General features: G+C 59.4%; 13 protein-coding genes. 7 read left to right on the forward strand and 6 right to left on the reverse strand.

Going from position 1 to position 16,485, the window contains the following annotated elements:
* The first annotated feature begins 33 nt into the window (after window positions 1-33).
* Genes PUT78_RS07905 through PUT78_RS07915 form a run of 3 tightly spaced genes read left to right on the forward strand, consistent with a single transcriptional unit; the run spans window position 34 to window position 3,590 of the window.
* Window positions 34-1,911 (forward strand): TRAP transporter permease, encoded by a 1,878-nt coding sequence (locus PUT78_RS07905; protein WP_274351709.1) that lies wholly within the window; start codon window positions 34-36, stop codon window positions 1,909-1,911.
* Window positions 1,912-1,915: 4 nt separating this feature from the next.
* On the forward strand, window positions 1,916-3,256 hold the full coding sequence (locus tag PUT78_RS07910) for an acyclic terpene utilization AtuA family protein (RefSeq protein ID WP_274351710.1): 1,341 nt from the start codon (window positions 1,916-1,918) through the stop codon (window positions 3,254-3,256).
* A 1-nt stretch (window position 3,257) separates the two neighbouring features.
* Window positions 3,258-3,590, forward strand: a complete 333-nt coding sequence (locus tag PUT78_RS07915) for an AtuA-related protein (protein WP_274351711.1) — start codon at window positions 3,258-3,260, stop codon at window positions 3,588-3,590.
* A gap of 98 nt (window positions 3,591-3,688) precedes the next feature.
* On the opposite strand, the gene PUT78_RS07920 is transcribed toward PUT78_RS07915, so the two are convergent.
* Both PUT78_RS07920 and PUT78_RS07925 read right to left on the reverse strand, forming a co-directional pair.
* A complete protein-coding gene (locus PUT78_RS07920) occupies window positions 3,689-5,314 on the reverse strand; it encodes an acyl-CoA dehydrogenase family protein (protein WP_274351712.1) in 1,626 nt (541 codons plus the stop codon).
* 212 nt (window positions 5,315-5,526) lie between these two features.
* Entirely contained in the window at window positions 5,527-6,888 is a 1,362-nt protein-coding gene (locus PUT78_RS07925; protein WP_274351713.1) for an ISNCY family transposase, read from the reverse strand.
* 485 nt (window positions 6,889-7,373) lie between these two features.
* Between PUT78_RS07925 and PUT78_RS07930 the strand changes: the two genes are divergently transcribed.
* On the forward strand, window positions 7,374-8,267 hold the full coding sequence (locus PUT78_RS07930; RefSeq protein ID WP_274351714.1) for a DMT family transporter: 894 nt from the start codon (window positions 7,374-7,376) through the stop codon (window positions 8,265-8,267).
* A gap of 9 nt (window positions 8,268-8,276) precedes the next feature.
* Here PUT78_RS07930 and PUT78_RS07935 read toward each other — a convergent pair whose 3' ends face one another.
* The 4 genes from PUT78_RS07935 to PUT78_RS07950 form a co-directional block, all read right to left on the reverse strand.
* Window positions 8,277-8,996 carry a FadR/GntR family transcriptional regulator gene (locus PUT78_RS07935; RefSeq protein WP_274351715.1) on the reverse strand — a complete coding sequence of 240 codons (720 nt, stop codon included), beginning with the start codon at window positions 8,994-8,996 and terminating at the stop codon, window positions 8,277-8,279.
* A 128-nt stretch (window positions 8,997-9,124) separates the two neighbouring features.
* On the reverse strand, window positions 9,125-10,243 hold the full coding sequence (locus PUT78_RS07940) for a sialidase family protein (RefSeq protein WP_274351716.1): 1,119 nt from the start codon (window positions 10,241-10,243) through the stop codon (window positions 9,125-9,127).
* 23 nt (window positions 10,244-10,266) lie between these two features.
* Window positions 10,267-12,159, reverse strand: a complete 1,893-nt coding sequence (locus PUT78_RS07945; protein WP_274351717.1) for a TRAP transporter permease — start codon at window positions 12,157-12,159, stop codon at window positions 10,267-10,269.
* A gap of 90 nt (window positions 12,160-12,249) precedes the next feature.
* Window positions 12,250-13,251, reverse strand: a complete 1,002-nt coding sequence (locus PUT78_RS07950; RefSeq protein WP_274351718.1) for a TAXI family TRAP transporter solute-binding subunit — start codon at window positions 13,249-13,251, stop codon at window positions 12,250-12,252.
* Window positions 13,252-13,602: 351 nt separating this feature from the next.
* On the opposite strand from PUT78_RS07950, the gene PUT78_RS07955 reads away from it, so the two are divergent.
* The 3 genes from PUT78_RS07955 to PUT78_RS07965 are packed head-to-tail and all read left to right on the forward strand — an operon-like array spanning window position 13,603 to window position 16,451.
* Entirely contained in the window at window positions 13,603-14,721 is a 1,119-nt protein-coding gene (locus tag PUT78_RS07955; RefSeq protein WP_274351719.1) for an iron-containing alcohol dehydrogenase, read from the forward strand.
* A gap of 54 nt (window positions 14,722-14,775) precedes the next feature.
* Window positions 14,776-15,777, forward strand: a complete 1,002-nt coding sequence (gene pdxA / locus PUT78_RS07960; protein WP_274351720.1) for a 4-hydroxythreonine-4-phosphate dehydrogenase PdxA — start codon at window positions 14,776-14,778, stop codon at window positions 15,775-15,777.
* Complete coding sequence (locus PUT78_RS07965) at window positions 15,774-16,451, forward strand: SDR family NAD(P)-dependent oxidoreductase (RefSeq protein ID WP_274351721.1); 678 nt, start codon at window positions 15,774-15,776, stop codon at window positions 16,449-16,451. The genes pdxA and PUT78_RS07965 overlap by 4 nt, the downstream gene beginning before the upstream one ends.
* Window positions 16,452-16,485: the final 34 nt, after the last annotated feature.

A 16,485-nucleotide genomic window follows, 5' to 3' on the forward strand; every position in this document is an offset into this window, starting at 1 on the left:
AACGACTGGCAAGCGGCCATTGCGGGGACAGACATGCGTGAAACCCTTTCCAGGGGACTTGCCCTGACGATCGGATTGTTCGTCTTCTACACGGCCGCCACCGGCCCGTTCGAAAGCCTGATCCAGCGCGCGCTCTTTCTTGCGCTGGTTGTAAGCCTCGGGTTGACAATTTACCCGTTGGGCGCCGGCACCCGCTGGCGCCCGGTCGGGCTTGCGGTCGATCTGGCGCTTGCGGCGGTGACGCTTGCGGCCTGCGGCTACATCGTCATGAATTATGATGCGATCATGACGTCCCTGCCTTGGGCGACGATGACCGACAAGATGCTTACTGCCGGGCTGGTCGTGGCGCTGCTTGAAACCGGCAGGCGCGCGGTTGGTCTGATCTTTCCTGTACTGGTGATTGCCGGTCTGGCCTATGCCCTGCTTGGCCATCAACTGCCCGGCGCGCTGGGGCATCGCGGTTTTGACGCGGATTTCGTGACAGAGACGATTTTCCTGAGTGACCTTGGCGTCTGGGGCATGCTGGTCGGTATTGCATCCACGGTCATTGCTGCTTTCGTTCTGTTCGGCGCGCTGTTGCTGCATACCGGGGGTGGTCAGGCATTCATGGACCTTGCCATGCGCCTTGGCGGCAGAAGTCCGGGCGGCGCGGCCAAGATTGCCACTATTTCCTCTGGCTTATTCGGCATGGTCAGCGGCAGCGCAGTCGCCAATGTCGCGACCACCGGAAATTTCACCATCCCGATGATGAAGCGCCTTGGCTATCCACGCCCCTTCGCCGCCGCAGTGGAGGCCGTCGCATCAACCGGCGGTCAGATCGCACCGCCGATCATGGGTGCTGCCGCCTTCGTGATGGCTGAAATCCTTGGCGTCAGCTATCTGACCGTCATGGTTGCAGCTATCCTGCCAGCCATGCTTTTCTACGTTTCTGTTTTCGTCACTGTCCACATTACGGCGGTCCGTCGCGGTCTGAAGATCGTGCCGGAGGATGAACTTCCGGCATGGCGCGATATCGTGGCACCCCGGCGTATGTTGCCGATTGTCGCCGCACTCGGCCTTCTGTTCACGGGTATTTTCCTGGGGCGTTCCATCGCGACTGCAGCGTTCTGGGGCATCATGGGCTTGCTGGTGGCCTTTGCCATTACCCGTGCCGGTCGCATGCCCCTGCGTGACATGGCCGGGCGCGTGCTGGATGGCTTCGGGGATGCGGGGCGCGGGCTTGTCATCATCGGCGTGTTGCTTGCCGGTGCGCAGATCCTTGTTTCCATGATCAACCTGACCGGCATCGGCGTCACGCTCAGTTCGATGATAGTCCAGCTGGCGGGTGACCGAACCTTCTTTGTGGCGCTGATCGTTGCGGGCGTCTGTCTGATCATGGGTATGGGTCTGCCGACGACGGCGGCCTATGTTCTGGTCGCTGCGGTACTGGCCCCCGCGATGACGGCGGTTGGTGTCGAACCACTCGCGGCGCATATGTTCGTGTTCTATTTTGCGACGCTTTCGGTCATCACCCCGCCGGTCTGTGTGGCGGTGTTCGTGGGCGCAGGCATCGCCGGTACCAACTGGTTACCAGCGGCAGTGGAGGCCGTTCGCCTGGCTGCGGTGGTTTATATAGTCCCCTTCATGCTGCTGCTCTATCCCGGAATGGTCGGGCAGGGCGGGGGCCTTGCGATTGCGGAAGCCGCGATATCGGGGCTGGTTCTGGTGATTGCGGTTCCGGGCTTGCTAAGTGGCCAGCCCCTTTTGGGCCACAGGGCGTTTGATGCAGCGCTGTATCTTGCAGCGGTCGCCCTTGCAATCACGCCCCACTGGGGCGGCCCGCCCCTTGCGCTTGCGTTGCTTGCGTGTGGTTTCTGGCGGCGCCGCATGACCGTCAGACAACATCGTGCAACCGCACCGCAGGAAGGGTGACCCCATGAGGACTGTCCGCATTGGCGCTGGTGCCGGTTTTTCCGGGGATCGTATTGAGCCTGCCATTGAACTGGCAGAAAAGGGCGATCTCGATTTTCTCGTTTTTGAATGCCTTGCAGAACGCACGATTGCTCTTGCGCAGCAGGCCCGGTTGCGCGATCCCGCTGCCGGTTTCGACCCCCTGCTTGTTGCGCGGATGCGTGCGGTTCTGCCAGCATGTCGTGCGCGCGGGGTACGTATCGTCACCAATATGGGCGCGGCCAATCCCATTGCTGCGGCTGACGCGGTGCGTTCGGTGGCCCGCGAACTTGGCCTTCAGGGTTTGCGCGTCGCGGCCATAAGCGGCGATGATATCCTGCGTGAAGTGCAGGCAGGTGATTACCGGCTTGATGAGACGGACCAGCCGGTTTCCGGGCTTGGCAGCAGGCTGATTTCAGCAAATGCCTATCTGGGCGCTGCTCCGATTGCCGAGGCCCTGTCCCATGGGGCAGAAATTGTTATTACCGGCCGCGCCGCCGATCCCGCGCTTTTTCTTGGGCCGCTTGTTCATGCGTTTGGCTGGTCGATGACGGACTGGACCCGCCTTGGTCGCGGCACGATTGTCGGCCACCTGCTGGAATGCGCTGGCCAGATCACCGGCGGCTACTTCGCCGACCCCGGATACAAGGATGTGCCGGATCTGGCGCGTCTTGGATTTCCCATCGGGGAAGTTGACGAAGATGGCAATGTCACTGTGACCAAGGTCAGCGACACGGGCGGGGCCGTAACCCCGGCAACGGTCAAGGAACAGCTTCTCTATGAAATCCACGACCCGGCCCGCTACCTTCAGCCTGATGTCATTGCTGATTTTTCCGGCGTGCAGATCGCGGAAACCGGCCCGGATTCGGTCCGTGTTACCGGTGGCGGCGGGGCCGCGCGCACAGGGTTTCTGAAGGTGTCGGTCGGCTATATCGACTCCTATGTGGGCGAGGGTCAGATATCCTATGCTGGTCCCGGCGCAATGGAACGGGGTCGGCTGGCTGTCGAAATCGTGGCGGAGCGTCTGAAGATCATGGGCGTTGCCTGTCATGAGACGCGCGGCGAGCTTATCGGCGTCGATTCCATTCTGGGCGCACGTCTGTCTGCAAGCAGTTCCACCCCACGAGAGGTTCGCGTGCGCTTCGTCGGTCGCACCGATAGTCTTGCAGAAGCGGAGCGGATCGGAAACGAAGTTGAATCGCTGTATCTGAATGGTCCTGCCGGTGGTGGCGGGGCGGCGAAATCGACACGGGAAATCGTTGGCATCGTTTCGACACTGGTACCCGAAACGCAGGTCAGACCGTCAATCCACATCAAGGAGGCCTGAAATGCGCTTGCGCGAACTTGCCCATTCCCGCACCGGGGACAAGGGCGATACATCGAATATCTCGGTCATCGCGTTCGACCTGGCGGATTTTGCTCTTATCGCCCGAGAGGTTACCGCCGCGCGCGTAAGCGAGCATTTCCGGGGCTTCGTGACCGGCGATGTGTTACGTTATGAATTGCCGCAACTGGGTGCCCTGAATTTCGTGATGCGCGGCGCCCTGCGCGGTGGCGTCACCCGGTCGCTTGCCCTCGATGCGCATGGCAAGTGCCTTGGCTCGGCCATTCTTGACCTTGAGATTGAGGATGCAGCGGCTGGATATGAGTGCATGAAATGAATCCATAGGGTAGTTTCACATACGCCAGACCCGAAAGGGTTGCTCAAATCCGGCGTGAACCAGTCACAGAGCAGCGCAGGCGCGTATATGAAAACCACCTATCCATCAACCATGCCAAGCCTTTCGCAAATCGCGTCGATGTCTATTCCTGAAACCGAACCCAACACATGGCCGCGATTGCCGTGAAGCCGTGTGGCGATGAATCCTTCCGCCACTGCGCCGTTGCCAAGTTCGAGCAGGTAGGCGGCGGCCAGCAGGTTTGCCGCACTTTCCGCAAACCAACGCGCTTCCGCTTCGGCGGGCAGGGCGGGCCAGCGATCCTGATGTGCCCTGAGCGTCGCATCGAAACGCCGGTCAAGCCCTGTGCTGGCGTTCAACCGCGCGGACAAGGTTTCGGCGGCCAGCGGGTCACGCGCAAGGGTGCGCAATATATCCAGACAGATGATATTTCCCGACCCTTCCCAAATTCCGTTGAGCGGGGCTTCGCGGTACAGCATGGGCATCGGTGTTTCCTCGACATATCCCATTCCGCCAAGGCATTCCATTGCCTCCACTATCATGACTGGAGCGCGCTTGTTTGAAATGAATTTCGCCAGTGCCACGCTGATCCGCGCAAAGGCGCGATCAGCCTGTGATGTCCCGTCAAAGGCGCGGGCCGCACCCATGCCAAGCGCCAGCGCGGCATCGGTTTCAAGCGTCAGGTCTGCCATAACGGCGCGCATCAGCGGTTGGTCAATCAGGCGATGCTGAAAAGCTGCACGGTGCGCGACCCACCAATACGCTTCTGCGAGGGCGGCGCGCATCAACCCTGCGGGCGCCATGGCCGTATCCAGCCGTGTGTGATGAACCATTTCAATAATTGTCTTGATACCTTGCCCTTCCTCTCCCAGCCGGAAGGCTGTCGCATCGTGATATTCGATCTCGGCAGAGGCATTCGCCCTGTTCCCCAGTTTATCCTTGAGTCGCATCAGGTGAATTGTGTTGCGGCCATCGTCCAGCCATCGTGGCACAAGGAAACATGTCAGCCCACCGGGTGCCTGCGCGAGCGTCAGAAACCCGTCTGACATGGGGGCGGAACAGAACCATTTATGCCCACGCAGAATATAGTGGTCGCCCTGCGGCGTGGCGGTGGTCGTATTGGTGCGGACATCAGACCCGCCCTGTTTCTCGGTCATCGCCATTCCCATCGTCGCTGCGTGTTTTCGCCCGATGGGTTCGATAGCGGGGTCATAGGCAAGGGCGGTCAGCCGTGGAACCCATGATTCAGCCAATTTGCTGCCCCGCAACGCTGCCACTGCGGCATAGGTCATGGTCAGCGGACAGCACACGCCCGGCTCAACCTGCGCCATGAAATAGACCATTGCGGCATGGGTGGCATGCCCGCCCGGTTGCCCTTTCCAGGCATGAGCGACATATCCCAGTTCCATGCCCGCGCGCAGCAGCGCATGATAACCGGGGTGAAACGCGACTTCGTCACAGCGGCGGCCCGCGCGGTCAAATACCCGGAGTCGCGGGGCATCGCGCCGCGCGTCTTCCGCATGTTCCCACATTTCGGCGCTGCCAAGGCAGGCGCCTGCCTTGGCCAATGCCTGCTTGTCGGCGTCGGCCAACCGGGCGGCCTGCCGGAGGGCAGGATCATCAGCCCAGAGATCGCGATCTGTGCGCAAGCCGGGCTGATTTGTAACATCATGGGTGGCAAAGCTGGTATGCGGCTTGGCAGGCATGGCAATATCCCCTCTGACAGAATCTATGCCACCAGTGCATCATGCATCAAGGCTGGAATATGATCATCCATTTTGATAAAGAATTCGCACTTCGTCTGTGAACCCATCCCGGCACACGGAATGTTGCAACCAAGTAGAAATGTCACTCGATCTGCAAAGCAGAAGTGTCACCAAAAGCGCTGAGGGGAGCAAAGCCTGACAGGGCGGCGACCTCAGTTATCGCAGCCCTGGCTGGCTTTGCGGTCGGCGATGCGTTTGCGGTCGGCTAGTGTGTTCCAACCATCATTTCGGCGACCAGTTGGCTCATAGCGAGAACGCTGCTTTCCCGCCCGGCGTTTCTTTGGCGGTGTCTTGTCCTGTTCCGCTTTGATGTGCTCCAACACTGCGCTCAAGTGCTTGTTCTCAGTGATTGCCGCATGGGTAACGCGCTGATCCTTGTCGAAGACGGAGTAGGGGAGCGAGACACCCTTCCAGCGGAATTCCAGACGGCCGTCCGGAAACTCGTAGCTGTCGACATATTTACCGGGCAGGCCGCGCGTGATTTCATTCTCTTGCAAGATGATCCGCAGCCGCTGGTAGGAAAAGGCCAGTTGCTGGCCGACATAGCGTTCATCGCGCAAGCACAGAATATCCGCCAGCCGATCCGGCGCCACATTCAGCGCGCGATGCAGATCGTTCGGGCGGCGCGGGGCCTTGGCGAACTTGGCGTTGTAGCGGTCAATAAAATCCGGAAGGAAAGCATTTGCGGCTTCCATGTCCGAGATGCCCGCCAGGCGTAACTCTTTCACCAGCCGATCCTGAAGCGTCCGGTTCGCGCGTTCAACACGACCCTTGGCCTGCGAGCTGTTCGCGCACAAGATCTCGATGTTGAACTCGTTCAAAACCCGGCCGAACTGGGTCATGCCATGGCCTGACTTCGCGCCTTGGTTTGCTACGCGGAACACTGTGTGCTTGTCGCTGTAGAACGCCACCGGGCGTCCATGCGCATGCAGATAAGCTTCCAGCGCGCCGAAGTAGCTGAATGTGCTCTCAGACGGCACGAACTCCAGATGCATCAACGTGCTGGTCGCATCGTCGATGAAGACAAGCAACGTGCAGGGAGGGCCGCGATCTTCAAACCAGTGATGATCCGATCCGTCGATCTGGATCAATTCGCCATAGCATTCCCGGCGTAATCGTGGCTGATGGAATGTCCTGCGTTGTCTGCGCGACAACCAGATCCCGGCATCCTGCATCCACTTGCGCAGCGTCTCGCGCGAGACTTTAAACCCATGATGCTCGGCCAGCATCTCCGCCGCCAGGGTCGGCCCAAAGTCGGGATAGTTGTCTTTGATCAGCGACAGCGCGTAATCCTGTTTGGCTTTGTGGATGCGATTGTTCGGGGGCTTGCCGCGCGCCTTGTGCCGAATCGCCGACGCGCCATCCTGACGATAAAGCTTCAACAGCCGGAAAATCTGCCGACGCGTCAGTGCCAGCATGTTCGCAGCATTGTCGACGCTCAGCCGTCCATCATCGACCTGCGCCAAAACCTCCACGCGGTTCAACTCGCGCTCGCTCATAACCACCCATCCCATGCCCAATCTCCCTCAGTCTCGGAAGGGAGAGTGACATTCCTGAATTGCTCATGGGTGACATTTTAGCTTTGCGGCTACATGCAATTACCCCATAATCAGTATTATGTTAACAAATATCACGACAAATCGTTACAAGCAAACCATCCGAAAACCTGAAATGAATAAATTTGTAATCCGCTATGGCGTGATCTCTTGCCGCGCATAGCATGATTTGCTTTGCCCGTTAGGTATTAATTCTATAAGATAATTCCAATATTCATGCAAAATATCATATGAAAATACAGGAATAATCCGGCCTCACACACATTGTTGCATTTTCAAGTTTACAAATGTGTTCATGCGCGCGATGAATGGATATCATTCATGGGGTCGTCCCCTGCCAAAAGGCACTGCGCCATCTGCTTGCCGGTTCTGCCTGCTGCATCGCGCAATCCACGCCTGACATGAGAGGTGTTCAGTCTGCCTTTCCACCAACGGATGCTGACATGCGCGCAATCTGGAACCGCACAGGGCCGACAGGACAGGGAATTGCCTTGCGTATTCTGGCAGGGGTGCTGCTTGCGGCCATGATGGCCTGTGTCAAGGTGCTGTCCGACAGCATTCCGCTGGGGCAGATCGTGTTTTTCCGGTCCTTCTTTGGTATGGTGCCGTTGGTTATATATCTGGCATTGTTGCGGGATTTTCCGTCGGGATTGCGCACCCGCAAGCCAGCGGGTCATATTCTGCGGTCAGTGCTGGGGGGCATATCCATGTTTGCGTCATTTGCTGCCGTGGCCCGCCTGACCGTGGCAGAGGCCACGTTGCTAAGTTACATGTCACCCCTGTTCATGGCGTTGCTGGCGGTTCTGCTGATGGGCGAACGGCTGACGCCCGCGCGCCTGGCGGGGCTGGTTCTGGGGCTATCTGCGGTGCTGGTGCTGACCTTGCCGGAAATTGTGGGAGACTGGAATGCAGAACGCTTGACAGGCATTGCGCTGGGGCTTTCGGCGGGCATTCTGACGGCGCTGGCCATGTTGCAGGTGCGTCACCTGACGCGGACAGAACATCCCGGTGCGATTGCGTTTTACTTTGCGCTGATCGCGGCCATTGGCGGTCTGGCGACCCTGCCGCTGGGATGGGTCATGCCGCAGGGGCTGGCGTTGGTTCTGTTGATTGCGGCGGGGCTGTTTGGCGGGCTTGCGCATATCGCAACAACCCTGTCGCTGAAACTGGCAGAAGCTTCCGCCATCGCGCCGTTTGAATACCTGACGCTGATCTGGGCTGTGATGACGGATCTGCTGTTATTCGGCACCCCCATAGGGCCTGCATTTTTTCTGTCGGTACCCTTGCTGATGACAGGTGCTGCGGTCGCGGCAAGCGGCAACAGGCGCAGGAAATAGCGTGTCCGCTCAGGTCGGGCTTTTACGCAGGTCAACCAGAACACCGCCGAACAACCTGCTGCGGGAATGTTCGATATGGCTGAACATTTCCTGCTGTGCCACGCGCGCATTTCCGGCTTCTATCGCATCATGAATGCGGCCATGTTCGTCCAGCACCTGTTGCAGGCTTTGCTGCCCGTCACGCAGCAATGACTGGCCATGCATTTTCATTCCGACCGCGATGTTTTCGTGCAAGGCGCGCAACGTCGCTTCAAAGAAAAAGTTGTTCGCCGCCCGGGCAACGGCAAGATGAAAGGCGAAATCCGCATCTTCGCGGTGGGTCATTGACCCTGTCGCCGCGCGCATCAGGTCCAGCGCGCGCGACAATTCCGCCAGTGCGACCGGGTCGCGCCGTTCTGCGGCCAATGCGGCCGCCTGCGGTTCAATTGTCAGGCGGAATTCATAGCAGCGCTGGATATCGGAAATGGTTTCAACCTTGCCATATCCCAAAGGCCTTTGCATTCGCGTGGTCACAAAGCTGCCTGCGCCCTGACGGGAACTGACAAGCCCTTCTTCGCGCAGTCGTTCCAGCGCATCACGCAGCACAGGGCGGGAAATGCCCAGTTCTTCGGACAGCGCAGTTTCCGGCGGTAGTTTCTGGTCCGGCAGGTAATCCCCGTTCGCAATCCGGCTGTAAATCGTATGATAAACGCGTTCAGCCAGATTTGTGCGTGGCTTTTGTTGGGACATTTCCGGACCTTGGGTTATATGCAGGCGTGCTATATTACGCTTTACTCCATAGCCTTATCAAGCATTCCGGCAGGCGGCACCAGCATGATATGCTTGTGAAATTTTCACTCGCTCCCTTCATAAGCCCCCTACCCGTCACGCAGCGCGGTTTCAGGAACAACCATATGGCGGATGGTCTGGCGAAAATGGGTGTAGGTGACATGAAGCTGGCCATCGCTTGTCTGCAAGATGGCGGGATAGGACAATTCGCGGTTGATCTGCTCCTCGGAATTGTTCGACAGGCAATACCCGTCGCTGAAAGCCAGATCGATGCGCTTGTCCCATGTCTGACCGCCATCGGATGACAGCGCCAGTGACAAGGGTGCGCGCGGCGCCCCCCAGAAGGCACGGCCAGCCGGGGCCTGTGGCTGATCGGCGCTGCTGTCATCCTCTATCTCATCATAAAGGGAAACGCGCCGCCCCTGCGCATCGGCGCGGCTGGCATGATTATAGACCAGCGCCACGCGCCCGCCTGCAAGCCGTGTTGCCTGAACCGATGAATTGTTGTTTGGCAGGCCCGCAGGTTCCGGCATGCTCCATGACCGGCCCGCATCATCGGATGTGCAGCGATAGACATGTTCGGCCCAACGGCTGCGGAAAAACGCCACCATATGCGGCCCGTCCAAGGGAACGATATTCATATGCACGCAACCTGCGGACTCCGCCAGAACATGTTCGTGCCATGTCGCACCCTGATCCATGGACACCATGATTGCGGCGTCATCCGCTTCGCCTGTCCATGGCAGGTCGCCTTGTTTCAGGCAACGAAACACCGGTAATAGCCAGCGCCCGTCTGCAGTGACAACCGGTGTCTGGCGTACGAAACGCCCCAGTTCCGGGAAAAGCTGCTTGGGCGGTGACCAGCTTTCACCCATATCCAGCGACAGGCGATAGCGCACCTGCGCGTCATTCTGGCGGCCACCCGGCTGGGCGGTATAAATCAGCCAAAGGCGATTTTCAGGGTCCAGAAACAGAACGGGGTTCTGTTCTGACCGGTCCGGGTCATCCGACATCTGTTGCGCGGGGGTCCACCCCTGAGCGCCAAGCCGTGACATGAAGATGGATATGTCGGGTTTTCCTTCCATCGTGCCCCCGAACCATGCGCAGAGCAACCCGCCATCGGGTAATTCGCACAGGAATGATGCATGGTTCTGGACCCGCGTTGTTGGCAGGTCTGTTGTGGGGAAGGCAGTGTCAGGTTGGGTCATGTGCGGTCTCCGCCAGATATGATTCAGGTGCGTGCAAGGGCCAGACGGTCACGCAGGATCAGCCGCCATAACAACAGTACCCCGATCCCTGCCAGTGACAGGCCCCAACCCGGCGACAATGTGGGCAACAGAACCAGCGCAAGGCTGCAGGTCAGAAACAGCGCGCGTTCGATATAGCCCAGATTGCCCTTCATCCAGCCCATCAGGAACACCGCCCAGGCGAATGTCGCCAGCAGCATGCCGCCTGCGCCGATACCGATTTCAAGCGCCGTACCCTGCCACAATATATGCGGGTCGTTGATGAAGCCGAAAGGCACCAGAAAGATGACCAGCGAATACCCGAAGGCCAGCAGGCCGGTCTTGCTGGCATCTGACCTGGCAATGGCCGATGCGGCATAGGAACACAGCGCCACAGGTGGGGTTACCATCGACAGCACGCAGTAATACAGAACGAACAGATTGGCCGCCAGCCGGTCAATGCCCAGTTCCATCAACGCGGGGACAAACACCAGCGATCCGATGATATAGGCCGCCACCGTGGGCAGCCCCATCCCCATGATGATGCAGCCGAAAATTACCAGCACCAGCGACAGATACAGATTGCCGGACCCGATATCGGACAGCAGCCGCACGAATTTCAGTGCCAGGTTCGATTGCGTCGCAATCACCATGACAACGCCGACTGCTGCCAGCGGTGCGGAAATCCACGCCATCTGTCTGGCGGTGTCCAGCACGCAATCAAACAACCCACGCAGGCTGTAGCGGGTCGATTTGCGCAGCATTGGCACGACCAGTGCGGCAGCGGTACCCGCAAGCGCGGCATATGCGGCGGAATATCCGACAATCAGCGTGACAATCATGACCACTGGCGCAAGCAACAGGTGCACACGCGGCAGCACTGGCGGGATATTCAGCAATTCAGGCGCAACATTTCCCACGCCGTATTTGCGCGCGCGCAGATCCACGATGACAAACAGCGCAAAATAGAATGCCAGTGCAGGGATCAGCCCCGCAGCCGCAATGGTGGCATAGGGTATCCCCAGCATATCTGCCATCACGAATGCCGCGACCCCCATGATAGGCGGCATCAATTGCCCGCCGGTGGACGCGATGGCTTCCGTCGCGGCGGCCTGATCCTTGGTGTAGCCCGAACGTGTCATGATGGGGATGGTCAGAACACCGGTCGATGTCGTGTTGGCAATGGCCGAGCCTGACACCATGCCAAACAGCGCTGAGCCGACCAGCGACATCTTTGCCGCCCCGCCCTTCAGCCTTGCGGTCATGCGCATGGCAAGGTCGATGAACAGTGCGCCGCCGCCAGTGAAGGTGAACACGGCCCCGAACAGCACGAAGAAAAACACGAAATTGATGGCGGCACTGGCTGTGATGCCAAAAATGCCTTCGGTCTGCATGGTTATAAGTTCGGCATTCGTAGCCAGACTGAAACCGGGGAAAGCCATCCAGCCGGGGAAGATATAGCCGAAATACCCATAGGCCAGAAATATCAGGACAACACTGAGCAAGGACCAGCCAACGGACCTGCGCACGGCCTCGAATATCAGCACCAGCCCCGTGACATGCAGGAAAATATCCAGTGCAAAGACCGGATCAATCATTTCAAACCGGCGCTCAAGGCGACGGATTTCGCCCATGTAAAGCCAGACAATGGCAAGCGACAGCACCACTGCCGACAAGTCGATCGCGCGGCCCAACAGCCGCTTTGCAGCGCCTTCCCAGTTCAGCGGATTGAACGCAAAAACCAAGGCCACCGCCATGTAGACATGAAAGGATGCGGCCGCCAGCGGGGCGACCGGTTGCCAGAACTGGCGCAGCAGGAAGCCAACATAGACAAAGGACAGCACGATCTGAAATAACCGCAGTATCATGTCGAAGGTCAGGAAATTCCGGGCGGTCATTGGCGTCCTCCTGTTGCATGGGTGCCGGCACGGGCGGGTAGCAAGCCGCCGCCGCAATCGCTGCGGCGGCGGCCCGTCATGCCTGACGGATCATTCGATCCAGCCGCGTTCGCGGTAATAGCGCGCGGCACCTTCATGCAGTTCGATCACCGCCTGATCAGGCTGCGCCCCTGCTTGCGGATCCCAGTCTGCCAGCGCAGGATAGGCTTCTGCAATCGCGTCGCGTTGCTCGACCAGCGCTTTGGTCACCTGATAGATGACATCTGCCGACACGTCCTTGTTTGCAATCAGGATGGTGGCCGATGTCGGGTTCACGTAATCCCCGTCCTGCCCCGGATAGCTGCCAGCGGGCATAGGACCGGCAGGTGCGCCAAGTGCTGTCATATGATCAAGCACTTCCTGCGGGAAGGGAATGAATACCATGTCGGTTGTCAGTGTCACCTCGGTCATGGTCGCCTGTCCAACGGGCGAGTTTTCGATATACACATCTGCTGTGCCGTCGCGCAGCATCTGTGCAATCTGTGCCGTGCTGATCTGGGTGATTGCGCCCTTGTCGCGCATGTCTTCAAGGCCGGACCCCATGGCCTCGAACATGTAATCGGCCATGATGGGCACTTGTGACCCCTGCGGTTTCATGACGATGGTCGGATAATCCGGGCCGGCCATCATTGCTTCCAACGTGTCTTTTCCGGTGCTTTCGACATAAGCCTTGCGCGCGGCGATTGTGGAATGCGCGATCTGCAAGCCGCCGACGACTGCGCGGATATCCTCGCTTTTGCGACCCTCGAAATCCTCGCCAATGCCATCGCGCGCCCAGACTGCGGCATTCGCGGATGCAAATGCCAGATCGGCCACGCCCTGACTGGCTGCGACCGGGTTTGTCATGCCACCCCCACGCGGCAGAACTTCAACCGCAATGTTGAAATCCCCGTCTGATGCGGAAATGATTTCTCCGAAGGTTGATCCGTAGGAATACCAGCTGCTGCCCGGCGCCTGACTGATCAGACTAAGCGCGACATCTTCGGCCAGCACAGGCTGCGCCAATACGGCAAATGTTGCCGCGGCGGCTATCTGCTTCACGTTTATATGCATTCTTTCCTCCACTCTGGTCTGTCGTCCGGCGTTGCGTTGCCAAAACCTGGCCATGGCCGCATGCCCCCTCCTTTTGCGCTGTCGGTAAACAGCAACGCGCCAAATCTGTTTCCTTTTCATAAATTTGTCAATAGGTAATTTTTGTGCGGACGTCTGGCTTGCGATTTGATCGCAACGGGGATGTTCTGAAAGTGACTTCGTATATTAAATAATTTAATAACAGTAACTTAAATTATTATCTCTCTCTGAGAGGCTCAAGAATCACAAATCATAGCCGTATTAGCATGTTGACAAGTTGTAATATAATACTTAGCGTCAGAGGCAAGATTTATGGTTTTGGGGCATATCGACATGATGAGACGCGTGATCGAGGTTTTGCAACCGCAGCGCCTGCAAACTGGCACCGGGGCGGCGGGTTTTGTGGCCGGGCTTTTGGCAGACACGGGGCGCACCCGCCCTGTCGTGATTGCGGATGCATTCAATGCGACGCGGCTGGATGCGCTTGGGCTTGACCCTGCGACACCGTGCCACCCGGTTGCACCGGAGCCTGACACTGATGGGTTGGCAGGCGCATTGCAGGCCGCCCGCGCGGCACAACCGGATGTTATTATCGGGTTTGGCGGCGGCAGCGCCATGGATATGGCGAAACTGGTTGCTGTCATGGTCGGCAACTCCCTTGGCTTTGACGACGTCAGCGGACCGGGGCGCGCGCCGTCCCGCAGTGTCATGCTGGTTCAAGTGCCCACCACCGCCGGAACCGGAAGCGAGGCAGGCACCCGCGCCCTGCTGACCGAACCCGGAACCATGCGCAAAATCGCCACGGAAAGTCCGCATATGCTGGCGGATCTGGTGGTTCTTGACCCCGAACTTACCCTGTCCCTGCCGCCTGCAATCACGGCCGCGACAGGTATTGATGCGCTGGCGCATTGTGTCGAAGTCTTTACCAGCCGCCGCGCCCATCCGATGATCGACGGATTCGCATTGCAAGGAATCCGGCTGATTGGCCAGAACCTGCATAACGCGGTGCATAACGGCAATGACAGCAGCGCACGCGCGGCGATGCTGCTGGCATCCTATTATGGTGGGGTCGGGCTTGGACCGGTGAATACGACCGCAGGGCACGCAGTAGCTTATCCGTTGGGCACCCGTCATCACCTGCCGCATGGTCTGGCCAATGCGTTGATTTTCCCGCATACATTGGCTGCGAACTTGTCAGAATGCCCTGAAAAGACCGCGCAGATATGTGATGCGCTTGGATTTGCGGCAACAGATGAGGCGGCGGTACGCGACGGGGCAATCGCATGGTGTGAATCGCTGGGGCTGGATATGTGCCTGCGTGCGCATAATGTCCCGGAAACCGACCTGCCGGAAATGGCTGCCGAAGCGCATGCAATCCGCCGGTTGCTGGATTTCAACCCGCGCGATCTGTCAGCCGGTGACATTCTGGAACTGTACAAGGCCGCCTATTGATACAGTGCCTTTACACCCATACGGGCCAGTGCCCAGCCTGAAACGGAGAAACGCATGCACACCACCCCCATCGCCATTACCATCGGCGACCCGTCCGGCGTTGGTGCCGAAGTGACCCTGCGCGCCGCCGCTGAACTGCCTGCCGCACGCCGCGCCGGTCTGGTGGTGGTGGGCGACCGCGCAGTGCTGGAGCGCGCGAAGGCGGCCTGCAACATTGACCTGCCGCTGGTGAACTGGGATGCGGCGGAAAAGCCCGATGGCGCGCTTATGCTGCGCCACGTTCCTTGCGACGGGTTGCCGGATACATTCGGCGTACTGTCCCCGGCCTGTGGCGAAGCGGCCTATCGTTATATCAAGACTGCTGTGGACATGGTGCAGTCCGGTCACGCCGCAGGCATGGTCACTGCCCCCATCAACAAGGAAGCGCTGAACGCCGCCGGTCATCACCATGACGGGCATACCGGCCTGCTGGCGCATCTGACCGACCAGCGGGGCGCATGGATGCTACTGGCATCGGAACGGCTGAATGTCATTCATGTCTCAACACATGTTGCGCTGCGCGATGCGATCACCCGCGCGACCCCGGACCGCATTCTGCAAACCATCCGCACAGGTCATGCGCATATGCAGCGCATGGGGCTGAACCGGCCGCGCATTGCGGTTGCAGGCATTAACCCCCATTGTGGCGAAGCGGGCCTGTTCGGGCGCGAAGATGATGATCAGGTTGTCCCCGCCGTTGCCGCGGCCCGCGCCGAAGGCATTGACGTCACCGGCCCCATTTCCGCGGATACCGTCTATCACCGCGCCTATAACGGGGCGTTTGATCTGGTTGTGGCGCAATATCATGATCAGGGGCATATCCCCATCAAGCTGGTTGCCTTTGATACGGCGGTCAATGTCTCGCTGGGACTGTCGATCGACCGCAGTTCCGTCGATCATGGCACCGCGTTTGACATTGCCGGAACCGGCAAGGCCAATCATGCAAACATGATCTGCGCCATTGATTACGCGCTGCGGCTGGCCAATGCGCCGCGCCGGGCGGATGGCGCGCAATGACCAAACGCGCGCTGGTCACCGGCACCAGTTCCGGCATTGGCCATGCTATTGCCCGCGACCTGCTGGCGGATGGCTGGCATGTGACCGGGCTTGCCCGCCGCGGGCCGAGTTTCGACAGCGCAGCCTATAGTCATGTCCCGGTTGATCTGGCCAATGCCGATGCCACGCAAGCCGCGATTGCGGAACTGCCCGTGCCGGATGCACTGATCCATGCTGCGGGATTGCTGCGTGTCGGCGCCTTGGCGGATATGGACAGGGCTGACGGTGCGCGGATGTGGCGCTTGCATGTAGATTGCAGCGCGCAGCTTTTGCAGCATTTCGGCCCGCGCATGGCAAATGGGGGGCGGGTTGTGTTGTTGGGCAGTCGCGTGTCCACCGGCGCAAAGGAAAAGGCGCTTTATGCAGCGTCCAAGGCAGCGTTGGACGGATTGGCGCGATCCGTTGCTGCGGAACTTGCCCCGCAGGGGGTGACGGTGAATATCGTGGCACCGGCGGCCACGGACACACCGATGCTGGCCGACCCGGCGCGCGCGTCCTTCAGCCCTGCCCTGCCCCCGATGGGCCGCCTGATTGACCCGACAGAGGTGTCGGGAACCGTGTTGTTCCTGCTGTCACCCGCAGCGGCATCCATGACCGGCCAGAGGCTGGTTATCTGCGCGGGCGCATCGCTATAAGCCCTGCCGCCCCCCGCTTCTGACCGGGGCATCC

The organism is Roseinatronobacter alkalisoli (genome assembly GCF_028745735.1).
In the GTDB taxonomy this organism is placed as follows: Bacteria; Pseudomonadota; Alphaproteobacteria; order Rhodobacterales; family Rhodobacteraceae; genus Roseinatronobacter; species Roseinatronobacter alkalisoli.